Annotated in this window: 20 protein-coding genes; 9 read left to right on the top strand and 11 right to left on the bottom strand. The window is 58.4% G+C overall.

Features of this window, described 5'->3' with window-relative positions; all coding sequences use genetic code 11:
- Window positions 1-23: 23 nt before the first annotated feature.
- From HCO70_RS14335 to HCO70_RS14310, 6 genes are all read left to right on the top strand, one after another.
- Window positions 24-1,541: a bifunctional aminoglycoside phosphotransferase/ATP-binding protein gene (locus HCO70_RS14335; protein ID WP_172297259.1), complete on the top strand. Its 1,518-nt coding sequence runs from the start codon at window positions 24-26 to the stop codon at window positions 1,539-1,541.
- 283 nt (window positions 1,542-1,824) lie between these two features.
- A complete protein-coding gene (locus HCO70_RS14330) occupies window positions 1,825-2,538 on the top strand; it encodes an ABC transporter ATP-binding protein (protein ID WP_172297455.1) in 714 nt (237 codons plus the stop codon).
- Between the two features lie 177 nt (window positions 2,539-2,715).
- The gene (locus HCO70_RS14325; protein WP_172297257.1) at window positions 2,716-3,357 is read left to right on the top strand and encodes a DUF2796 domain-containing protein; all 642 of its coding nucleotides are present in this window, start codon (window positions 2,716-2,718) and stop codon (window positions 3,355-3,357) included.
- 55 nt (window positions 3,358-3,412) lie between these two features.
- A complete protein-coding gene (locus HCO70_RS14320) occupies window positions 3,413-4,663 on the top strand; it encodes an ABC transporter permease (RefSeq protein ID WP_172297255.1) in 1,251 nt (416 codons plus the stop codon).
- A 266-nt stretch (window positions 4,664-4,929) separates the two neighbouring features.
- On the top strand, window positions 4,930-5,754 hold the full coding sequence (locus tag HCO70_RS14315; protein WP_172297253.1) for a hypothetical protein: 825 nt from the start codon (window positions 4,930-4,932) through the stop codon (window positions 5,752-5,754).
- Entirely contained in the window at window positions 5,751-6,299 is a 549-nt protein-coding gene (locus HCO70_RS14310) for a DUF3299 domain-containing protein (protein ID WP_371742226.1), read from the top strand. Before HCO70_RS14315 ends, HCO70_RS14310 begins: the two co-directional genes overlap by 4 nt.
- Window positions 6,300-6,325: 26 nt before the next feature.
- Here HCO70_RS14310 and HCO70_RS14305 read toward each other — a convergent pair whose 3' ends face one another.
- Window positions 6,326-7,657 carry a sensor histidine kinase KdpD gene (locus tag HCO70_RS14305; protein WP_172297249.1) on the bottom strand — a complete coding sequence of 444 codons (1,332 nt, stop codon included), beginning with the start codon at window positions 7,655-7,657 and terminating at the stop codon, window positions 6,326-6,328.
- A 47-nt stretch (window positions 7,658-7,704) separates the two neighbouring features.
- Window positions 7,705-8,463, bottom strand: a complete 759-nt coding sequence (locus HCO70_RS14300) for a response regulator (RefSeq protein WP_253913283.1) — start codon at window positions 8,461-8,463, stop codon at window positions 7,705-7,707.
- Window positions 8,464-9,166: 703 nt separating this feature from the next.
- Between HCO70_RS14300 and HCO70_RS14295 the strand changes: the two genes are divergently transcribed.
- Window positions 9,167-9,625: a winged helix-turn-helix domain-containing protein gene (locus tag HCO70_RS14295; RefSeq protein ID WP_172297247.1), complete on the top strand. Its 459-nt coding sequence runs from the start codon at window positions 9,167-9,169 to the stop codon at window positions 9,623-9,625.
- A gap of 430 nt (window positions 9,626-10,055) precedes the next feature.
- Here the strand turns inward: HCO70_RS14295 and HCO70_RS14290 are convergent, their stop codons facing one another.
- From HCO70_RS14290 to hutI, 5 genes are read right to left on the bottom strand one after another with little or no spacing between them, the layout of a single operon-like run.
- Window positions 10,056-10,754 carry a GntR family transcriptional regulator gene (locus HCO70_RS14290; RefSeq protein ID WP_172297245.1) on the bottom strand — a complete coding sequence of 233 codons (699 nt, stop codon included), beginning with the start codon at window positions 10,752-10,754 and terminating at the stop codon, window positions 10,056-10,058.
- A 9-nt stretch (window positions 10,755-10,763) separates the two neighbouring features.
- A complete protein-coding gene (hutU, locus tag HCO70_RS14285) occupies window positions 10,764-12,446 on the bottom strand; it encodes a urocanate hydratase (protein WP_172297243.1) in 1,683 nt (560 codons plus the stop codon).
- Window positions 12,443-13,243: an N-formylglutamate deformylase gene (gene hutG / locus HCO70_RS14280; RefSeq protein ID WP_172297241.1), complete on the bottom strand. Its 801-nt coding sequence runs from the start codon at window positions 13,241-13,243 to the stop codon at window positions 12,443-12,445. Before hutG ends, hutU begins: the two co-directional genes overlap by 4 nt.
- Window positions 13,240-14,772 (bottom strand): histidine ammonia-lyase, encoded by a 1,533-nt coding sequence (gene hutH, locus HCO70_RS14275; RefSeq protein WP_216665436.1) that lies wholly within the window; start codon window positions 14,770-14,772, stop codon window positions 13,240-13,242. Before hutH ends, hutG begins: the two co-directional genes overlap by 4 nt.
- Window positions 14,772-15,965 (bottom strand): imidazolonepropionase, encoded by a 1,194-nt coding sequence (gene hutI / locus HCO70_RS14270; RefSeq protein ID WP_172297449.1) that lies wholly within the window; start codon window positions 15,963-15,965, stop codon window positions 14,772-14,774. Before hutI ends, hutH begins: the two co-directional genes overlap by 1 nt.
- 78 nt (window positions 15,966-16,043) lie before the next feature.
- Between hutI and HCO70_RS14265 the strand changes: the two genes are divergently transcribed.
- Window positions 16,044-17,405, top strand: a complete 1,362-nt coding sequence (locus tag HCO70_RS14265; RefSeq protein ID WP_172297239.1) for a formimidoylglutamate deiminase — start codon at window positions 16,044-16,046, stop codon at window positions 17,403-17,405.
- A gap of 159 nt (window positions 17,406-17,564) precedes the next feature.
- A complete protein-coding gene (locus HCO70_RS14260; RefSeq protein ID WP_253913312.1) occupies window positions 17,565-18,431 on the top strand; it encodes an FkbM family methyltransferase in 867 nt (288 codons plus the stop codon).
- Between the two features lie 177 nt (window positions 18,432-18,608).
- On the opposite strand, the gene HCO70_RS14255 is transcribed toward HCO70_RS14260, so the two are convergent.
- The 4 genes from HCO70_RS14255 to HCO70_RS14240 all read right to left on the bottom strand — a co-directional run bounded on the left by HCO70_RS14255 (window position 18,609) and on the right by HCO70_RS14240 (window position 22,494).
- Window positions 18,609-19,427 carry a sulfotransferase gene (locus HCO70_RS14255; protein ID WP_172297235.1) on the bottom strand — a complete coding sequence of 273 codons (819 nt, stop codon included), beginning with the start codon at window positions 19,425-19,427 and terminating at the stop codon, window positions 18,609-18,611.
- 190 nt (window positions 19,428-19,617) lie between these two features.
- Window positions 19,618-20,586, bottom strand: coding sequence for a GDP-L-fucose synthase (locus tag HCO70_RS14250; RefSeq protein WP_172297233.1), 969 nt, complete (start codon window positions 20,584-20,586; stop codon window positions 19,618-19,620).
- Between the two features lie 28 nt (window positions 20,587-20,614).
- Window positions 20,615-21,736 (bottom strand): GDP-mannose 4,6-dehydratase, encoded by a 1,122-nt coding sequence (gmd, locus tag HCO70_RS14245; RefSeq protein WP_172297231.1) that lies wholly within the window; start codon window positions 21,734-21,736, stop codon window positions 20,615-20,617.
- The gene (locus tag HCO70_RS14240) at window positions 21,733-22,494 is read right to left on the bottom strand and encodes a glycosyltransferase (protein ID WP_172297229.1); all 762 of its coding nucleotides are present in this window, start codon (window positions 22,492-22,494) and stop codon (window positions 21,733-21,735) included. Before HCO70_RS14240 ends, gmd begins: the two co-directional genes overlap by 4 nt.
- Between the last annotated feature and the right edge of the window lie 43 nt (window positions 22,495-22,537).

Below are 22,537 nucleotides of genomic sequence, written 5' to 3'. Positions count from 1 at the left end.
ATTCACCGGCCGACGGAGACCGCATGGGCGACGACCAAACCGATGTAATCCGCTTCCTGATGCACCCGGGAACCCATGATGGGATCGAACCGGAACATGTCGAGACCCATGGCGCGCACGTATTCCTTGCCGGAGGCACTGCGCTCAAGATCAAACGCGCAACCAAGTACGAGTACATGGACCTTTCGACACTGGACTTGCGGGAGAAGATGCTGCAACGAGAACTTGAGTTGAACCAGCCCGTCGCTCCATCGATCTACTGCGACGTTGTTTCGATTACACGCGAACATAGTGGCCTTGCCATCAACGGTAGCGGTCCAGTCGTCGAATGGGTGCTTCGGATGCACCGCTTCCCGAAAGAAAACGAACTGCTTGAAGTGGCGGCGCGCGGCGATTTGGATGCAAACATGGCTGAGGAACTCGGCCGCGCTGTCGCTGTCTTTCATGCAGCTGCGCCGACGCGTTTGGAAGATGGTGCCAAGCTGATCGGCGCGATCTTGGACGAACTGGATCTGGCATTCGGGCAGATGCACGGGGAGCTTGGGAAAGAAGAAATCACACACTTCCACGACCTCTCGCGCGCTGAACTCGAGAAAACAGGTCCATTGCTGACCCAACGTGGCTCCGACGGCCACGTACGCCGCTGTCACGGTGACCTGCATCTGCGCAACTTCGTCCTTATCGACGGAAAGCCCGTGCCCTTTGATGCGCTTGAATTCGACGAGGTGCTCGGCACCTGCGACGTGCTTTATGACCTTGCCTTCCTGCTGATGGATCTGAAGTATCGTGGCCATAACCTGGCCGCCAACCAAACCCTCAGCACCTGGCTCTTTGTGCAGGACGGCAAGGAGGATGCTGGCGTCGCCGCCCTACCCTTATTCATTGCCGTACGCGCAGCGATACGCGCCATGGTCGATGTCCAGACAGACCGCGCCACAGATCATCCCGGTCAGAGTGGCGAAGATGCATGCGCATATCTTGACGAAGCTATCGTTGCTCTCTCGCCTCCGGCGCCGCGCATTGTGGCAGTGGGCGGGCTGTCCGGCAGCGGAAAAACTATCCTATCCCGCAAACTCGCCGCGACCATCGGCGCACAGTCCGGCGCCATACACCTGCGCACCGATCTGGAACGAAAACGACTAGCTGGGGTCGACCCGCTGGCGCACCTGTCCAACGACGCCTACTCTGGATCAAAGACTCAAACGGTCTACGATGTGCTGCTTCGCCGGGCTGGCACCCTGCTCGGGGCCGGCCACTCGGTTCTGCTTGACGCCACCTGGCTTTCACCGGACCTACGCGCGGCCGTGGAGGAACTGGGGCGTCAAGCCGGAGTTCCATTCACTGGCCTCTGGCTCGACGCACCGAGCGAAGTCCTCCTTGCGCGCATAGCTGACCGAATGGGGGATGCTTCCGATGCTGATGCGTCCGTGGTCGGTCGCCAGATCGCACGCGACATTGGCCAGGTTACGTGGGAACGAATAGACGCCACAGGCACTCCCGACGATACCCAGTCCCGCGCCACGGCCGTTTTAAAAGGCTGAAGAGTTTCGCGACGCCTCCCTTGAAACGAAGGAATACTGAAAACGGTGCTATGCATAGAAGGCGGGCAGGCGCTGTGCTTGACAACGTGGGCGGCGTCGGCGAATGGTATGTAATATCATTACATGCACGACTCGTGCCTAAGGATTCTACGGATGGCGGCTGCTCGCATCGCAGGTTTCCTAGCTCGTTCGGTGCGACGGCTCGCGGCCATTCCGCAGTCCGCACACCGGAAAGGCGCCAAGTCGATTGCAAAGAGTTATCGGAGAGCCCACGATGCCGGCCATGGCTGAGGTCTCATCCGATATCGCGGTCCGGCTGCGCTCCCTGGAATTTGCGTGGCCGGGCCGCACAGAATTCTCCCTGAGCGTGCCGGATTTTTCAATCCCGCGGGGGGAAAAATTGTTCCTGCTGGGCGCAAGCGGTTCGGGGAAATCCACATTGCTCAGCCTGATCTGCGGTATCACCGTACCCAACAAAGGCACGGTCGAAGTAGACGGAACGGCGCTCTCGAACCTGTCCGGCCCCGAACGGGACAGGTTCCGCGCAGACCACATCGGCGTGATCTTTCAGATGTTCAATCTACTTCCATACGCGACGCCCCTGGAAAATATCCTGCTACCGCTGTCCTTTGCCGGCGAACGTCGCCGCCGTCTCGAAGATCCCAAGGCGGAAGCTCTGCGCTTGACGGGCGCACTCGGATTAGAAACGGAACTCATTAGCAGTGCTCGCGCGGCTGAGTTGAGCATCGGCCAGCAGCAACGTGTTGCTGCCGCACGCGCCCTGATCGGAGCACCGGCGTTAATCGTGGCCGACGAGCCGACCTCTGCACTGGACGCCGGATCGCAATCCGCGTTTCTGGATCTGCTCATGGATCAAGCAGAAGCAGCTGGCGCGACTCTACTGATGGTAAGTCATGACGAGCGGCTGGCTGCGCGATTCGATCGAGTGGAAGACTTGTCGCGCATTGCTGTAGCTGAGCGCAGACTACGGGCCTGATCCGAACGGCGCGGGTGATCGCCGTACCGATGCAATCGGAATTTGCTGCCCTTTCAATGAGATGCAGGGCGGCCACTTGTGCCCCGACTGTTGACTTCACTTTGGCAGAGGTTTGTCATTGTAACGTTATCTCGTAACCGCATAATGCGGCCTAAATGTCCGGAAAAAGGAAAAACCATGAAAAGACTTGGTCTTGCAACGGCCGCGGCCCTCATCGCCGCACCGGCCTTGGCACAGGAGCATCGTGAGCTTGGCGCTCACGAACATGGTGTCAGCAAGCTAGAGGTAGCCATCGAGGGCGACACCGTTGCGATCGACATTCATTCGCCCGGCGTCGATATCGTCGGGTTCGAACACGAAGCCGAAAGCTCCGAAGATCAAGCCGCGGTCGGCGTCGCCGTTCTGTCGCTGGCACAGCCTGACTCCCTGTTCAAGTTGCCGGAAGACGCCGGATGCTATCTGGTCGAAGTTATGTCTCATATCCACGACCACGCATTCCAGGAAGAACATGCGCACGAGGAAGGTGAAGAACACGGCGAGCACGAGGAACATGCCAAAGGTGAGGAACATGACCCCGAGGAGCATGACGAACATGCCGGAGGCGAGGATCATGACCACGAGGGCGAGCATGGCGAACACACAGAGTTCCACGCGACATACAAGCTACGCTGCACCGACCCGACCGCACTGACGGCAATAGACTTTCCTTTCTTCAGCTCCTATCCCAATGCTCGGGAAATCGAGATCCAGTACGTGACCGACACAGATGCCGCCGCCGCCGAAATCACGGGTGACGCACCACTTCTGGAGCTGAATTGACCTGCGCGCCGCCCCGATCCCGAGGCGGCGCGCCGGAGACAGAAAGTAATAGACGATGCTGTTGCGCCTAGCGTGGCAATCGCTGTTAAGCCGCCGTTTGACCGTTGGTCTAACAGTTTTTGCCGTTGCACTGTCGGTCGCCTTGTTTCTCGGGGTTGAAAAGGTGCGGACCGGTGCGAAGGACAGCTTCGCTGACACGATTTCCGATACGGACCTGATTATCGGCGCGCGCTCGGGCGGTGTGCAATTGCTGCTCTACTCCGTTTTCCGAGTAGGGAATGCGACAAACAACGTCACTTGGGAGAGCTACCAAGATATCGCCGCCCAACCAGAAATAGACTGGATCGTGCCGATCTCGCTGGGCGACAGCCATCGCGGATTCCGGGTCATGGGAACCTCGACTGAATTCTTCGACCGTTACAAGTATCGCGGCGGGCGCAACTTGACTCTCGTTCAGGGCGAACATTTCGAAGACCTGTTCGACGCAGCTGTTGGTGCCGAGGTCGCCGAGCAACTCGGATACGAGATCGGGCAGGAGATCATCGTTGCCCACGGACTTGCGTCCTTTACCGAGCATGACGATAAGCCATTCCGTGTTGCAGGGATTCTCGCCAGGACCGGCACACCGGTTGACCGCACTGTCTTTGTAAGTCTGGAGGCCATTGAAGCGATCCATATTGACTGGAAGAACGGGGCACGCATACCCGGTCAAACAGTCAGCGCCGACGAGGTGCGCGGCATGGAACTGACGCCCGGCGCCGTAACTGCGGCAATGATCGGGGTGAAATCTCGCCTGCAGATCTTCGGCTTGCAACGTTGGATCAACGAGTATCCCGAGGAACCGTTACTTGCGATCATCCCCGGCGTCGCTCTGCAGGAGCTTTGGGATATCATCGGCGTCGCCGAAAGAGCTCTGATCGGCGTATCCGCGATGGTGGTGGCAACCGCTCTGCTCGGCATGGCCGCAATGATCTTTTCAGGCCTCAATGAACGCCGCCGCGAGATGGCGATCCTACGTGCGGTCGGGGCACGACCCTGGATAATCATAGCGCTGTTGACCACAGAGGCCGCATTAATGGCGTTGGCAGGTGTGCTGATCGGCATGGCGTTGCTTTATTCGGGGATGGGAATTGCGCGCCCTTACATCGACTCGGCCTTCGGAATATATCTGCCGCCAGAGCCTCCGACGCTCCGCGAGTTGACGGTTATGGCAGTCGTGGTGGTGGCTGGGGGGCTTATCAGCCTTGCGCCGGCCTGGCGTGCCTACCGCATGTCGCTGACTGATGGAATGATGGTGAGGATCTGACAGGAATGCCAACCGTGCAATCCAATCGGCATTTGCGCCTAGCCTGCGCAACCGCACTGGTGCTGAACTTTGCTGCACCGCCAGCTTGGCCTTGCGCATTCCACACCTATTCACCCGACCCGACTCTGGTAGATGTCCTGTTGGGTAGTGAAGCCATCGTCCTAGCCCGCGCCGACGCTAGCGACACCACCCGATACCGCGTTACCGACACTCTCGCCGGACCAACGCGGACTGACACTATCGAGTTACCGGTAGACAATGCCATCATGGACAAGCTTGCTGAAAATCCACAAGACAGTGTCCTCCTTGTTAAGGTCTCAGGTTACGAGGATGCTTCCCAGCCTGGAACTGACGCCGCATGGTACAATGCGGCGTATCTGGATCCCTCCTATCAGGCAGTCATCGAACAGATCGTGCCACAGCTTCCGAATTGGAGCTTCGGTGACGAGCAGGAACGTTTCCAGCTCTTCGCCAGTTTGCTCGACCATTCGTCGCAGGAGGTGCGCACCTTGGCCCTGAAGGAACTGGACCGAGCCGACTATAGCGTGCTGCGCGAACTCAATCTTGAGCATCTGCCAAGCGGCGAGGATATCGCAACGGGTGATCCTGAACTGCTCCCGATCCGAATCCTGCTAGCCGGACTCGCGGGGCGAATCGAACTGACCGAGGTATTGGAATCCGGCCTGCACAACAACGTTGATACGGACCTGCCGTATCTTGGCGCATATTCCTCTGCGCTGGTGGAACTGAATGGGTCAGTCGCGGCCGAGGAGATTGCCAACGATTACCTGCGCAGTGATACGATCCCTTTCAGTACCCGAGAGAAAATCCTGGAATCATTTGCTATTCTGGCGAGAGCCGGAGCGCCGGAAACCAGCCAGGCAATCCGCCAGATCACCACGGATGTCCTTCTCGAGGCACCTGAACTCGCTCCCGCTGTCGCCCGACAGTTCGGTTTCCAGAGCGACTGGAGCCAGTCGGAAGCGATGGCCGAAGCCGCGCGAGGGCACAAATTCGCTGATATCGCCGACCTGTTCGCCGTGAACCAGTATGTCACCTTGGCGCAAACAATGAGCTTGCCGGAACAGTGATCCGTATTGGGATTCCGAATTTAAAGGTTCGACTGATGCACCCCAACCGCCGCTCGCTCCTAGGCCAGATTGCTTTGCTGCCCGTACTACCTTCGCTTGCCCGCGCGGCCGGCGATGTGGTCGAGCTAGAATGGGCCGATCTGATCCCCGATGGTGATGGCGGCGTGAAACTCGATGCGCTCCGCAAGTTGGGCGTGGTACAGCACGGCGAACTGACAACTGGCTTCGAACAGGAAGAAGCTGCTGCCGTCACCAATGCCTACAATGGGAAGATCGTGCGGCTGCCGGGTTTTGTCGTTCCGCTCGACTTCGATGCTACCGGGATAACCGCATTCATTCTGGCACCTTTCGTAGGTGCCTGTATTCACGTGCCGCCACCGCCCGCGAACCAGCTCGTCTTCGTTACAACTGAAAGTCCATTTGAAAGTAAAGGCCTTTACGAACCGGTCTATGTCACCGGGATGTTTGGCACCGCCGCTACGGGCACCCAGCTCGCAGAAATCGGCTATGCGCTGTCGGCGGAAAAAATCGAATCCTACAACTAGGCGCCGAGAGGCATCAGACCAGAAATTCACCCCGGCAGCGAGATCTCAGCGCGCAGACCGTGCGGGTCTCGATTGGAAATACTGATGTCGCCTCCATGTGCACGTGCAATGGCCCGGGCAATCGCCAATCCCAGGCCTGCCCCGCCCAGGCTGCGGTTTCGCGAAGCCTCGCCGCGCTGAAACGGTGTGAACATTGTCTGCAGGTCCTGTTCCGTCATGCCTGGACCGTCATCTTCAACGACGATGTGGATCACTTCACCTATCCGCCAGGCGCTGACACGCGCCGATCCGGCATAAACAGCAGCATTTCCGATGATATTGTGTAGCAGCCTTCGCATGGAGGCAGGCCGGATCTTCGCCACCAGACGCTCGTGGCAGGTCAGCGAAACGTCGCGCCCACGTTCCTGTTCATCTGCGACCACGTCGACCAGCATCGCGCTCAGGTCGTAGCGGGCGCCGGCGGTCTGGCTATTTCCTTCCCTAGCGAGTTCGAGGATTTCATCCAGAATGCGTGCCATTTCCTCGGCGGTGGTGATGGCGCGATGACGCTCCTCGTCATCCTGCAATCCTTCAAGCCGCAACCGAAGTGATGTCAGAGGCGTGCGCAGTTCGTGGCTGATCGCGCCGAGCATAACGTTTTTCTGATCCAGAAGCTCGGCAATCCGCTCCCCCGCCTCGTTGAGCGCGACAATCGCCTCACGAAATTCGACCGGGCCACGTTCGGGATCGACTGGCTCTGCGTTCGGCCGACCGAAATTCTCCGCGGCTTGTTTCAGATCGACGAGTGCGCTCGTGATCTGCTTTGTAATCAGGGCTACGCCAGCCCCGCCAACCATCGCAAAGATAAGCAGATTCAGCAGTATGTCATGCATCGTTACCGGATCGGGTCGCGCGTAGGAGGCAATTTGACCGTTGATCCAACCGGTGGCACCACTGACCTGTAAAGCAATATACGTATAGGTAGGCAATTCGCGTGGACCGGCAAACCTTGCGCGCGCTTCAACCGACGCCGGCGTCTCGACATCCGTGGCATAAGCGGCATGCAATTCGTCCACGACGATGCCCTTGTCCATCAGCACCGATCGAAACCAATTCTCAAGTTGCGGGTCTCTAGGAACAACTAGTGACTCGAATGCACTCTTCTCAGAAGCCCAGACCCTGGAACGGAGCGTAACCGGTATGCTGCGGCGTACCGGAAGGGTAGCTCCAGGGAATGCAACGATGGCCTCGGCTTGCTCAGCCATCGTTTCTATGGCGCGCTCTTTCATCAGGCGGTGATATCGCGCCTCTTTGAATGCAGAATCGAGCAGCACGAACAGAATCTGCGCCGACCACAGGCCCATCACGAAGATCGTCAACAGGCGCGCCCGCAGGCTAACCTCGCGTATGCGAGACCATGCCGGCCTCATTGCCCCCGCACGTCTTCGGCAAGCATGTACCCTGCGCCCCAGACCGTCTTAATGATCTGCGGGTTCTTCGGATCCTCCTCGATCTTTTGCCGAAGCCGGCTGATCATGTTGTCAATGCTCCGGTCGAATACGTCTGCCGAACGACCGCGGGTCTCATCCAGCAGTTGTTCTCTGCTCAAAATGGTCCTCGGCCTTAACAGCAGGGTATGCATCAATGTGAATTCCCCGGTCGACAGCGCTACCGCCACGCCTTCGCGATCCATCAATACCTGCTCGTTGAGCTTTAGGACCCAGCCACCGAATGAAAGTTCGTTCCCCCGCTCTTCAGTCCAACCGGCGCCTGCTTTTTCCAGACTGCGTCGCAGCACCGCCCGAATCCGCGCCATTAACTCGCGCGGGTTGAACGGCTTGGTCACGTAGTCGTCGGCGCCAATCTCCAGCCCGATGATCCTTTCAACCTCCTCGCCCCGTGCCGACAGCAAAATCGTGGGCACCTTGTGGGTCTCGCGGATTGAGCGGCAAAGGCTCAGCCCATCTTCGCCCGGCATCATGATGTCCAGCACGACAAGATCGCATGCCTGCCGATCCAGCGTGCTACGCGCTTCCGTCGCATCAGCCGCCTGCTCGACTTGATATCCGTTCGCAGTAAGGTACGCCGCAAGCGGCTCACGGATCGAGTCCTCATCGTCGACCAGTAGTATCCGGTTCATGTCGGACAGATCCGCGTTACAATTCGCTTCCTTGTCTTCTGTCATACAAAATCCCTCACTAACACAACCAAGATTCCGACAAGTGAAATGTCGACCTCGTGAAGTATCCGCAGCTAGCCATTTTGGCACACCCCTGACTGGCTCCCACGAACAATCATGAGATCTCTAGACATGCGAAGATAGACTTCTGCCGGCACCCAACCCGCGCTAAATCTACCCGAAAATCCCTGCTTGAGACTCCCCCGAACTGTCGCAGAGGTGTAAGAAAATGTATATTCCACCCCCAAAGCTTCGACATAGCGGACATTTCAGCCCGCTATTTCTACTGCGGGGCCCCACGACCGCTGGCGCCCGGTCGAATGGCAGAAGAACATCCGTTCCACATGTTCCGGATGAGCTGTGAGTGGTGGCTATCGCCAAGAGACCGGACGCCGCAGGCACAATTTTAGAGATCCACCGCTGCCAAAGCTTGGAGGCAATCTGGAAACTACTAGGAGAAGTTGTGCAGGCGTGAGCACTGGAGACGCTCGATTCGAGGAAAACCGGTCCACACCAGCGAAGCGGAAAGTGAGCAAGTCCGCAACGTCGAGCACCGAAAACCTGACACAGTTTCTTACAGTGTCGGGACAACTCAGAGAAGCTTCCGTCGCGTCAATTGGCTAGTTCCCTGCCATCGCGGACTTGCCCGCATCCGTTCGACATAACGCAATAGGTGGTCCTGGGGCCCAGGACATCCGAGGAGTTTCACATGCCAAGACGCCGTCAAATAATCTGGTTCCAGCAAAGCTATGTGGATGTCGCATGCCGTGACCTGTATCGCGACGGCGTCAAGCAGCCGGTCGAGCCACAGGTTTTTGACCTCATCCTTTTTCTTATGCAGAATCGAGACCGCGTTGTAACTCGCGACGAGCTTTTTGAAACCATCTGGGACGGCCGGCTAGTTTCGGACGCCACCCTAAGCAGCCGAATAAAATCGGCTCGAAAAGCGCTTGCGGATAACGGAAAAGAGCAGACGGTGATCCGCACCTACCACGGTCGCGGCTTCCGCTTTGTTGCCGACACGCTCGTTACCTACGAGACCCTTCCCGAACTCCAGCTCGCTTCTGAGCACGCTTCGTCCGAAAACATGCTTAAACGCCCGGTTACCTCTTCGGCCGCAGTTTGCCTGGCGGATAGAAAGGAAGTTGCTCGCGCTGAGTTCCGGTAGCGATTGAGCGGTCAGCCCCTTTACTTAACGAACCAACGGACCGGACGTTGAGCTTCAGAGGGCTGCTGTCCTTGATGTCGGGCCGGACCGGAATGCGCCGGTATCTGATACCGGCGGTCTTCCGGCCCGCACCCTCCGTACACGCCGCCACTTGGGCTAGGCCGCGCGTAGACGCACAGACACGGCTCTACCCTCGGTGACTTGCTTTCACGAGCGCCTGAGCAGCGGATAAACCTCAAGAGCACGAAACTCGACCGGACGGCGAGGACAGTGTTCTTGTGGAAATCCCACGCAAGGCTGCACAATTCGTGCTACCAAGACAGCCCCAATGCGGTCACCATGTCCGACTGGCTCTATTCAGGAAAAAGTGCCACAGGATCACAGCCGAATCTTGCAGGAAACAGGGAGATTACAGGGAGATTTGCGTCGATCAGACTCGCGTGTTCAATCGGTACCCAGGCGCATAGGTCAGGCGGACCGACGTGATCGGCTCTCTTTCGTTCCAAGTTAGACGGTCTACAACGAATACGGCCTCGCCTTCCTGCGCCTCCAAAAGAGACGCGGTGTCGGCGTCGGTACTTATCGCGGAAAAAGAAATGTCGCCCGTCGTGTAGGGTACGTTCTGAATCAGCCACTCATTCGAGGTCACTTTTCCGAAATCCACAGTTTCCGCATCTGCCAGCGCCGCCAGGTTCAACCATCGGTCCTCCAGCAGGAATGGATGGTTGTCCGCAAAGTGCAACGACCGGACATGTAGCATCTTCGTGCCCGCCGATAGGTCCATACGGCTCGTCACCGACGTCGGCGCCGGTTCCGTTCTTTGTTCCAGGAGCGCATGGTGCCACCGGGCTCCGCGCTGCTCGACCTCCTGCCGAATGATCGGGATATCCAGAACAACCCTGCTGGTCGGATGCAGAGCGACCCGCGTTCCAGCCCGTCGTTTGCGGTCAAGCAATCCAGCTTCGGCAAGTTCGCGCATCGCCCGGTTAACGGTCGTCCGAGCACATCCAAACTCGCCGGCCAGTTCGGCCTCCGTGGGCAGCAGGCTGCCCGGCACCCATTCACGCTCGTTGATGCGACGGAGCAACTCCGCTTGTACGCCGCGCCACGAATTGACGTCCTGATTCATCGGGGGCTCCTACGATCCAAGGATCCCCGGCAATCTCAACCCGTGCTCCCTGGCACAATCCAGAGCCTCTTCGTAGCCCGCATCTGCGTGCCGCATAACACCGCTCGCCGGGTCGTTCCAAAGTACCCGCTCCAGCCGCCGACCTGCCTCCTCTGTGCCGTCGCAAACGATCACCATCCCGGCATGCTGGCTAAAGCCCATACCCACTCCACCGCCATGGTGCAGGCTGACCCAGGTCGCCCCGCTGGCGCAGTTCAGCAGGGCATTCAGCAGCGGCCAATCCGATACCGCGTCGGACCCGTCTTTCATCGCCTCCGTTTCACGGTTCGGACTCGCCACCGACCCCGAGTCCAAGTGATCCCGCCCGATCACCACCGGCGCCTTCAGCTCACCTGTCCGGACCATTTCGTTGAACGCCAGCCCCAGCCTGTGCCTCTGTCCAAGCCCGACCCAACAGATCCGCGCCGGCAGCCCCTGGAAACTGATCCGCTTTCGCGCCATGTCGAGCCAGGCGTGAAGGTGCGGATCGTCGATCAACTCCTTCACCTTGGCGTCGGTCTTATAGATGTCTTCAGGATCGCCCGACAAAGCGCACCAGCGGAACGGTCCGACGCCTCGGCAGAACAGCGGCCGTACGTAGGCCGGCACGAAGCCCGGAAAGACGAACGCATTCTCCAGCCCTTCCTCAAGCGCGACCTGCCGGATGTTGTTGCCATAATCAAGCGTCGGCACACCCGAATTCCAGAAGTCCACCATCGCCGCAACGTGTTGCTTCATCGAGGCCCGCGCCGCCGCCTCGACCTCCTTCGGCGCAGTTTCCTGCCTTGCCCGCCATTCGGCGACCGTCCAGCCAAGCGGCAGGTAGCCATGCACCGGATCATGCGCAGAGGTCTGATCCGTCACGATATCAGGGCGTTCTCCGCCAACCTTCATACGTTCGGCCAGTACCCGAAAGATTTCCGCCGCATTCCCCAGCAACCCAACCGATTTCGCCTCACCGGCTTTAGTCCATTGCCGGATCAGATCCAGCGCCTCGTCCAATGTATGAGCTTTGGTATCCACGTACTTGGTACGCATACGGAAATCTATCCGCGTCTCGTCACATTCGACCGCCAGGCAGCAGGCTCCCGCCATAACTGCTGCCAAGGGTTGTGCGCCGCCCATGCCGCCGAGACCGCCAGTCAGGATCCATTTGCCTGTAAGGTCGCCTTCGTAATGCTGCCGCCCTGCCTCTACAAAGGTTTCATAAGTTCCCTGGACAATACCTTGAGATCCAATGTAAATCCAAGATCCGGCGGTCATTTGGCCATACATGGCCAGCCCCTTCCGGTCGAGTTCGTTGAAGTGATCCCAGTTTGCCCAATGCGGCACGATGTTGGAATTCGCGATCAGAACACGCGGCGCATCCGCATGTGTACGGAAAACCCCCACCGGCTTGCCAGACTGAACGAGTAGCGTCTCGTCTTCTCCTAGCGACTTCAGCGTCGCAACGATTCGGTCGAAATCCTCCCAAGTCCGCGCCGCCCGCCCGATCCCGCCATAGACCACTAGTTCATGTGGGTTCTCGGCAACGTCCGGGTGCAGGTTATTCATCAGCATCCGCATAGGCGCTTCGGTCAGCCAGCTTTTAGCGGTAATCTCGGTACCAGTCGGCGGATAGACGTCCCGAAGGTTGTGGCGGGGATTAGTCATGGTTTTCCTCCCAGGCTTCCAGCTAAAGCAACCAAAGCGTCGAGTATTTCTTTCAGGTGATTGCGCAAGATCGTTGCTTTGGACACATCATAGGTCCAGGGCTGAGCTTCTTCGGTCAGGTGAGTCGACTGAGCTAGTTCCATCTGGATCGCATGACATCCGTTCGAAGTTTTTCCATAGTGACGTGTGGTCCAGCCGCCCTTGAACCGGCCGTTGAGGGTCGTTGTATAAGGCGTTGCTTGCGAACAGATTTTAACCACTGCACTCTCAATCGCGGGATCGCAAGTTTTTCCATAGTCGGTTCCAATGTTGAAATCCGGCAGCTTACCGTCGAACAGGAATGGAATATGCGAACGGATCGAGTGGCAATCGTATAGGATCGCCACCCCGTGGCGCGCCTTCACGCGCTCCAGTTCCGCTGCGAGAGCATCATGATAGACAGCATGGAATGCAGACCGGCGTGCTTCGATCTCGTCAGCATCGGGCGGGACGATCCAGATCCCTTCACCGTCGAAATCGGTTAGCGGAACAAGATCAGTCGTGTTCTGATCGGGGTACAGGCTGACACCGGACGGGTCGCGATTTACATCAATCACATACCGGTGGAATGTCGCGCGCACGGTCGTGGCCCCAGGCAATAGCCCGTCATAGAGGCGATGAATGTGCCAATCGGTGTCCGAAAGCGCTTTGCCACGCTCGTTCAGTTTGGCCAATACTTCGTCTGGCAGCCAAGTGCCCGTATGGGGTAGGCCGAGAACAACCGGGCCGTCGCCTTGCACAACCTCAACCGGATTCATGCGCGCTTCTCCAGTGTGGGCAACTCCAGTCCTTGAACAAGGCCTCCGTTCCGGATGAGTTCCGCCGCCCGCTCGAGGTCAGGTGCCAAGAACCGGTCCTCGGCAACCTGCGGTACGGCTTCCTGCAGTCGTTCGAGTACACTCTGCAACGGCATACTGGTCTTTAGCGGCCTACGGAATGCTATGCCTTGTGAGGCGCAAATAGCCTCGATCCCCAAGATGCCGGACAGATTTCTATTCATCCGGCCCAGCCGCCGCGCTGCGTGAGCCGCCATGCTGACATGGTCTTCCTGATTGGCGGAAGTGGGCGTGGAATCCGTGGAGCACGGGTTGGCGAGATGCTTGTTTTCGCTCATTAACGCGGCACTCGTCACTTCCGCGATCATTAGGCCGGAATTCAGACCCGGGTCCGGTGTAAGGAATGGCGGCAAGTCGAAACTGAGCGTCGGATCCACCATCATCGCGACACGGCGCTGTGCGATGGACCCGATTTCTGCCACAGCCAGAGCGATTTGATCGGCTGCAAATGCAACAGGCTCTGCATGAAAATTCCCGCCCGAGACAATGCGCCCTTGCTCAACAATGACCAGCGGATTGTCGGTCACTGCATTCGCTTCGATCTCCAGTGTTCGTCCAGCAAAACGCAACAGGTCCATCGCGGCGCCTACGACCTGCGGCTGGCAGCGAATGCAATACGGGTCTTGCACTCTTGAATCGTCTTCGCGGTGGCTTTCGCGGATCTCTGACCCTGCCATCAACGCGCGCTGTGCCCGGGCGAACTCGATCTGCCCGGCATGCCCCCTCAGCGCGTGGATCCCCGGCAGCAACGGCGCAGTGGAACCCATGATCGCGTCGGTCGATAACGCGCCCGTCACCACGGCTGCGCGGAGGTTGTCCCACGCCCGCCACAGGCCTACCAGCGCCGACGAGGTCGAAAACTGCGTGCCGTTGATGAGTGCTAACCCTTCCTTCGGCCCAAGTTCGATCGGCGTCAGCCCGGCACGCTTCATCGCGTCACGCGCAGGCAACCTTTCACCATCGAGGTAAGCTTCGCCTTCGCCGATCATCGCGGCCGCAAGATGCGCCAGTGGTGCCAGGTCGCCCGATGCCCCGACTGACCCTTGCTCGGGTACTACCGGCAAAACGTCCCGTTCCAACATCGCCTCAATCATCGCCACGGTTTCCCAGGCAACACCGCTTGCACCACGCCCAAGCGAAAGGAGCTTCAGTGCCATCATTAGCCGTGTGGTCGCCGGGTCGAGCGGATCGCCAACGCCGCAGCAATGGCTGAGAACCAGGTTTCTCTGCAGCCGCGCTGTATCTCCGGGCGCGATCTTGACGCTGGCGAGTTTCCCAAAGCCGGTATTGACGCCGTAGACCGCCGCTTCCCCCGCCGCCGCATCGCGCACCATGGCAGCCGCCGTTTCGACCCCGTCCCGCGCCGCAGGATCGAGCCGCACCGTATCACTATCCCGCCAGATGCTTTCGAGTTGCGCCAGCGACGTATCACCAGGAATGAGGTCTGCCATCAGCCTTCTCCCCCACAGATGCGCCGGTGAAGCGGATTGAAGCCGATGCGATAGGCAAGCTCTGCAGGGGTCTCTACGTCCCATACAGCAAGGTCCGCACATGCACCTGACCGCAACATGCCTCGATTTGTCAGGCCCAATGCCCGCGCGGCGTTGACGGTCGCGCCGGCCAATGCTTCCTCAGGTGTCAATCGAAACAGCGTGCACGCCATGTTCATAGCCAATAGTAGCGAAGCTAGTGGCGAGGACCCTGGGTTGCAGTCCGTGGCGACAGCCATTGGCACATTGTGGGACCTGAACGCGGCAATTGGCGGCATCTGCGTTTCGCGCAGGGTGTAGTACGCGCCAGGCAGCAGAACAGCGGCGCTTCCGGCGCGGGCCAGTGCGATGACGTCATTTTCGGTGGCATACTCCACATGGTCCGCGGAAAGGGCACCATATTCGGCGGCCAGTTTCGTGCCTCCGAGATGCGACAGTTGCTCGGCATGCAGTTTGACCGGCAGGCCGAGGGACGTCGCCGCATCGAACACCCGTGCCATCTGAGCCGGGTCAAATGCGATGCCTTCACAGAAACCATCAACAGCGTCGAGCAGCCCCTCCTCGTGCCCGGCTCTGAGCGTAGGAATCACCGCCTCGTCGATATAGGCATCTGCGCGCCCCGAATACTCCAGCGGTACAGCGTGCGCGCCAAGGAAACTGGTTTTGACAGTCAGATTCCGAATCCGTCCGACCTCACGGGCCACACGCAACATGCGCAGCTCTGTTTCGGTATCTAGCCCATAGCCAGATTTGATCTCCAAAGTCGTGACACCTTCCGCGATCAGCGCATCGGCACGGGTCAGCGCACCCGCCAGCAGATCCGCGTCCGTCGCTACGCGTGTCGCCCCTACTGTGGAGCCGATGCCGCCACCCGCCCGAGCGATCTCTTCGTAACTCGCGCCTTCCAGCCGCAATTCGAACTCAGCCGCCCGGTGACCGCCAAAAACGATATGCGAGTGACAATCAATGAGCCCTGGCGTGACAAGCCGTCCGCCCAGGTCTTCTGCATTGTTGGAACGGTACCTCTTCGGCAGCTCTTCCAGTGGGCCGACCCAAGCGATGCTACCTTCCTCGAGCGCGACCGCCCCTTCCTCGATAAGGCCATAACGATCTGAAGTTGCAAAAGTCGCAATGCGTGCATTGGTCAAAAGCATGAAATTACCGGCCTTGAATGGTTCATACGAAATATGATTATGTATGCACATATTATCTGTCAATCGGAGTTATTGGCGATGCAGGTGATCTGGGCAAAGCAGGCGCTGGTTGGATCTGACTGGATGCGGGATGTGCGGCTAGAAGTTCGGGAGGGGCGGATCGCCGATATCCAAGCTGGAGTTCCTGCAGACGGGGACCACGTTGAGCTGCTGTTGCCTGCTCCCGCGAACTGCCACAGCCATGCCTTTCAGCGCGCAATGGCAGGTCTGACAGAGCGCCGCGGCCCCTCTGGGAAGGACAGCTTCTGGACGTGGCGGGTCCTTATGTACCGGTTTCTGGAACAGCTAACACCTGAGCAGGTGCAGGCGATCACGGCATATGTCCAGATGGAGATGCTAGAGGCCGGCTTCGGTGCCAGCGTCGAGTTCCACTACCTGCATCATGGCCACGACGGCACGCCCTACATTCATCTCGGAGAAATGAGTGAAAGGATCGCGGCTGCCGCGGACCAAAGTGGAATCGGGCTCACACTATTGCCCGTCCACTACCAGTACGGCGGTTGCGACGGTCGCCCGCTTGATCCGGGCCAGAACCGGTTCGGGAATGACCCGGAAAGGTTTTCGCGGCTCATGGAGGACGCAGCGGCTTCGATTGCCGCCCTGCCCCACGATTCAACACTTGGTGCGGCGCTGCATTCCCTGCGGGCCGTCAAGCCCGCCGATATCGCACTAATCGCCTCAATGGCGCCAGACGGACCAGTGCACATGCACTTGGCAGAGCAAGTTGCCGAAGTCGAAGAGATCGAGACCGCTTATGGCGTTCGCCCGGTGGAATGGGCGCTTGATAACATCCCACTGGACCGGCGCTGGTGTCTGATTCACTGCACCCAGATGACACCACAGGAAACGACGCGCCTAGCGGCGACAAGAGCTGTCGCGGGGCTCTGCCCGTTAACAGAGGCGAGCCTCGGCGACGGAATCTTCGACGGAGTACGCTGGACTGAAGCAGGCGGCGCATTCGCAATCGGATCTGATAGCAACATCAGGATCTCATTGGCTGAAGAACTGCGCCAACTCGACACAAGCCAGCGGCTCCGAGATCACACCCGCGCCGCGCTTGCCACGAAAAGTCGGTCAACCGGACGACGCCTATTGGAAGACGCGAGCGCCGGTGGAGCTCGGGCCGCGAACCGCGGCAACGGGCGGATCGAGTTGGACGGCTGGGCCGACTTACTATCGCTGGACCAAACCCATCCGGATTTGGAAGGGCTGGATGGAGACACGGCCCTCGACACCTTCATTTTTGCTGGCGGGCGTGAATTTGTCGACGCGGTCTGGTCCGGCGGTCGAAAACTGGTCTCCGAAGGGCGTCATCTTAGGCGGGACGAAATCTCCGCAGCTTACCGTACAGCGGTCCTAGGACTGCGCCGAGAACTGTAGGCTTTTCCACAGGCAACCTCAACGCGGCGCCATTTCGCCACTTGGGACGAATGGCTTGGACATTCGAGTTTTCGTGTGGAACGGCCGAAGAGGTTATGGTCAGATGCCCTGAAGAGCAACTGCTGACGCAGGCTTCGCAAAAAACGGATCGAGGGCGTGATGATATCCGCGAAATACACTTTTCGGATGTATATAGGATCTCTGGCCCGCAGAACATCGGGACTGTTCCTAAAGTCGGACGACAACAAAATCTTCGCCAGGAATTATTCCAGGATAGCGAACCTGTTCCTGCGCAGGGGGCAATCGAACCCGGTCTCGATCGAATTCAATGAGGACAATTCGCTTTTTCTCGTCAAAGACGGAGAAAAGCAAATCTACGTAGCTCGGCGTGAGCGCCTCGAGATGCAGGCGGAAGGCATCGACAAACGCCAAAACGGTCTGGCACAAACCTACATCGGAGGCGCAGTGACGATCGAACCTGGTGATATCGTGCTCGATTGCGGCGCCAATATTGGAGAATTCAGTATCTACTGTGCCTCTAAAGGTGCCAGAACGTATTCCTTCGAGCCTGACCCGCGCGAGTTCAAGGCACTCGTCGCGAACTGCACTGCTGCGATGACGCCAGTGAACAAGGCGCTCTCCGACAAACCAGGCGTCCTGCGCTTCTTCGACAGAAACGAATCAGGAGACTCCTCACTCATCGACCCGGGCAATGCCAACCAGGTTCTTGAAGTCGAGGCCACGACTCTGAATGAGTTTGTCGAAGGCATTCCCAACGAAGCGCCGATCAAACTGTTAAAGCTGGAAGCGGAAGGTGCCGAACCGGAAGTTCTGGCTGGGTCGGAAAATGCCCTAAAACGGATCCATTATATAGCCGCAGCGCTGGGACCTGAACGCGGCGCGTCCAAAGAAACAACCCTCGCTCCCGTTACGGACTTTCTCTACGCCCACGGATTTCGGATGGTACATTTCGGTACGAGGTACTACGTGGCCGTATTCGAGAACAGTGAGTTGACGGCGTCCTGAGTTTCTGAGGAGCGGTACCAATGAGTAGTCTAAATATGCCCCTTACGGCTTCGCCGGATGCGTCAGAGACGCCGCCTTCTCGATGCCGGAACAATTCGCCGGCATGGTCATTTAGTTACAGATCGAGTTGGCAATTCGCAAGAATTGCTGCGTAATCGGCGCAGCCTTCAAACTCGATTAGTGCCAGATTTCTGTCGTTACCGGAAAACGGGTGTTACAAAAAGCATATGTCTCTCTGAATATGTCGGTAGCGTGGCTGACAAGATCCTCGCCGATCTTCTCAGTTTTCGGCGATTTGTTGTAATGAGCGTCCAGCATCGAGAAATCCGGCTTGACGCCCAGAAAGTCGCTCAAACGCTGAATCTCCTGCTTAGAAAACAGCGTTTCGTAAAAACCGTAGAACACAGCATCTTCAGAGAAAACTGCATCCACCGCGGCAACCGTCAACTCATACCGGGTTCTCGCTACCACGTTCTCGTCTTCCAAGATTGCTTTGAGGTTCTGCTCGTCAGTTTGAGACGAAAATGGTTCCAGTCCGTTTCGCTTACGCATGCGCGCCCCGCTCCAGCACCGCTCGAAAGGATCGCGCATAAGGAAGACAACCTTCACGTCAAAGCCGGCCCGCTTTAGGCGTTCGGCAGCAGCTTCAAGTTGGTCCTCGGTCATCGTCATGTATCCCGGCGAGATATCCGCGGTCATCCACATGGCCCCGGAGATCAGTCGGCGAAAGTACCATTCATAGAAGCCATCGATCCGCAGCATCGGCAAACGAATGATTTCCGCGTAGCAGGGCATCGGGATTGGACCCAGCCTGTTCGCGAAAATCTTTCCAAGTCCGACGCGGCGCTTGGCGGGGTCAACGGACACTCTCGCGTTCAGAACGCGGTACTCCTTCCGGATACCGAGATTGGAAACGGGCAGCGCATTGATGTAGCGATAAAGCCAAGTTGTACCCGACTTCGGTGCGCCCAATCCTAAAATGAAGGTCGGTTTCATCAAAAACTCAATCGCATCTCAAGATTGGCTGCCGACAACCAGATGTTCACATACGGACAGAGCGAGAGAGCTTCGGAGCCATCGTACTCGAACATCGGACCGACAAATCTCCGCTCTTCGCTGCACATTCGTTACCTTCGATCGGTCGGAAGTACGGACCATTCGCTGAGCATCGGCATTTCCAGCGATCTTAGTCACGCGTCTGCCCGTTATTGGCAAGGTACCAATCGTACGTAGCCGCAATGCCATCTCGCAAACCGATCCTTGGCTTCCAACCCAATGACACCAGACGCGACACGTCCATCAGCTTGCGCGGCGTACCATCCGGTTTCGTGTCGTCACGCTCGATCCGGCCGCCGTAACCGACGATTTCTGCAACCAGTTCCGCCAGGTTCCAGATCGAAACATCCTTGCCGCAGCCAATGTTGATGTGGCTAAGCATCGGTTCGGTATTAGCGCGGTAGACATCGGGTGGCAGATCGTGAACGAACAGTGCCGCCCCAGCCATGTCATCAACATGCAGGAACTCACGCCGCGGAGTGCCGCTGCCCCAGATGAACACCGATTCCAGCCCGCTCTCCTTCGCCTCGTGAAACCGCCGGATCAGAGCTGGCAGCACGTGGCTGTTCTCCGGATGAAAATTGTCTCCTGGGCCGTAAAGGTTGGTGGGCATGACACTACGGTAGTCGACGCCGTACTGTCGGTTGTAGCTTTCACACAGCTTGATCCCGGCGATCTTGGCGATTGCATATGGCTCGTTGGTGGGTTCTAGCGGACCGGTCAAAAGCGCGTCCTCGCGCATAGGCTGCGGCGCCTCGCGCGGATAGATGCAACTGGATCCGAGCTGGAGCAGACGAGTTACACCCGCCTCGAACGCCTGATGGATCACATTGCACTCGATCATCAGGTTCTCGTAGATGAAATCCGCGGGATAGGTGTTGTTGGCGAGTATTCCGCCGACTTTGGCCGCCGCCAGGATTACCGCATCGGGTCTTTCGGCCCGAAAGAACTCTCGCACCCCCGCCTGGCAGCTCAGATCCAGCTCGGAATGCGTTCGCGTGACGAGTTGGACGGCTTCGCCACCCTCCCGGCGCGCCTGCAGACGGCGCAGGATCGCGCCGCCGACCATGCCGCGATGCCCTGCGACGAAGACCTTCATGCACACCGCTCCTATTCCGGATCGACCATCAGGTCTCGAGGGACACCGGAACCGCCATACCGTGTTCCTTGAGGAATGCGTGACGCCGTGCGGTTTCCAGATCGGCCGCGATCATCTCGGCACACATTTCCCGTGTTGTGATTTCTGGCGTCCATCCCAGCTTATCCCGGGCTTTCGACGCGTCTCCCAGAAGCGTCTCCACCTCAGCCGGGCGGAAGTAACGCGGGTTGATCCTTAGAACCACATCACCCACCTCAACGGCCGGGGCCAGATTGTCCTTCTTGCCGACTACCCGCCCAATTTCCTCAGCGCCGGTGCCTTCGAAATCCAGATCCAGTCCCAATTCCAACGCTGACCAGCGCACGAATTCACGCACCGAGTACTGCTGACCGGTCGCGATCACGTAATCTTCCGGACTGTCCTGCTGCAGCATCAGCCATTGCATCCGTACATAGTCCTTCGCGTGGCCCCAGTCCCGCAGAGCATCGAGGTTGCCCATGTAAAGGCAAGGCTCCAGCCCTTGCGCCACGTTCGCCAGGCCACGGGTGATCTTTCGCGTGACGAATGTTTCGCCCCGCCGCGGACTCTCATGGTTGAAGAGGATCCCGTTGCAGGCATACATCCCGTAGGCTTCGCGGTAATTCACGGTTATCCAATAGGCGTATAGCTTTGCCACTGCGTACGGAGAACGCGGGTGGAACGGTGTGGATTCCGTCTGCGGCGTCTCCTGGACCAACCCGTACAACTCGGACGTCGAAGCCTGATAAAAACGTGCTGACTTCTCGAGCCCCAGAAAACGTATCGCTTCAAGTAGGCGCAATGTGCCGATGCCGTCCACGTCCGCCGTGTATTCCGGTGCTTCGAAACTTACTGCGACGTGGCTTTGAGCGCCAAGATTGTACACCTCGTCAGGGCGTACTTCGGCGACGATCCGCGTCAGGTTGGACGTATCGGACAGGTCGCCATAATGGAGGATCAGCCGAGGGTCGGGTTGGTTCGGGTCTTGGTAAATGTGGTCGATCCGCTCGGTGTTGAACGACGACGCCCGGCGCTTGATGCCGTGAACTTCATAGCCCTTCTTCAGCAGGAATTCTGCAAGATACGACCCGTCCTGCCCGGTGATGCCAGTTATGAGCGCCGTCTTCGTCATACCGAGCGGAAACCTGCAGTCACGAACTGGGGGATTTTGCTCAGGTTCTTCATGGCCAGTGTTCCGACGCCCCCTACCCTGTTTTTGCGAATCGCCCGTAGGTCCTCGCGGCTTTTCAGCATGATCCTTTCGAGTGATCGATTGCTTTCGCCGCCAACACGCATCTTCACGAAAACCTCCGGCACATATGCCAATCTCATCCCGTCTTTCGTCAGATACCGCAAGACAGCATCGTAATCCGCCGAAATCTTGAAGGCGGTATCGTAAAGACCCCATCGGCGGTAGACGTCAGCTCGCAGGTACAAGGCCGGGTGCGGCGGCATCCAGCCGCGCCGCAAACGCTTCTGAGAGTAGTCCCCGGACTGCCAGTGCCGCACGATCCGGTTTGGATCTGCTGCCGAAACATAGTCTAGATCGCCGTAAACACCCTGCACCAATGGATTTGCAAAGGCAGTTGCTACGCGCTCGAGGATCGCGTGCGAGGCAAAGAAATCGTCGGAATGCATTAACCCGACGACATCACCCGTCGTCCGCTGAATGCCGCGGTTGATTGCGTCGTATATACCGCCGTCCCGCCCGGTCTGGATCAGGTCGCGATCGGGTATGAGGCGCTCGACGACCTCCAAAGTGCCATCATTCGAGCCCCCGTCCTGGATGATGTGCTCGATGTCGGAATAGGTCTGTGACTGAACGCTCTGGATCGCCTGCGCGATCGTGTCCACCCTGTTATAAACCGCTGTTACGACTGATATTTTCACAGGGCCTCAATGTTCTGCCACAGGTCCGATGCCGCGACGGAAG

The sequence above is a fragment of the Pseudoruegeria sp. HB172150 genome (assembly GCF_013184805.1).
GTDB lineage: Bacteria > Pseudomonadota > Alphaproteobacteria > Rhodobacterales > Rhodobacteraceae > Psychromarinibacter.
Note: the sequence above shows the minus strand (reverse complement) of the source record. Positions and strands in the feature narration are given on the sequence as shown.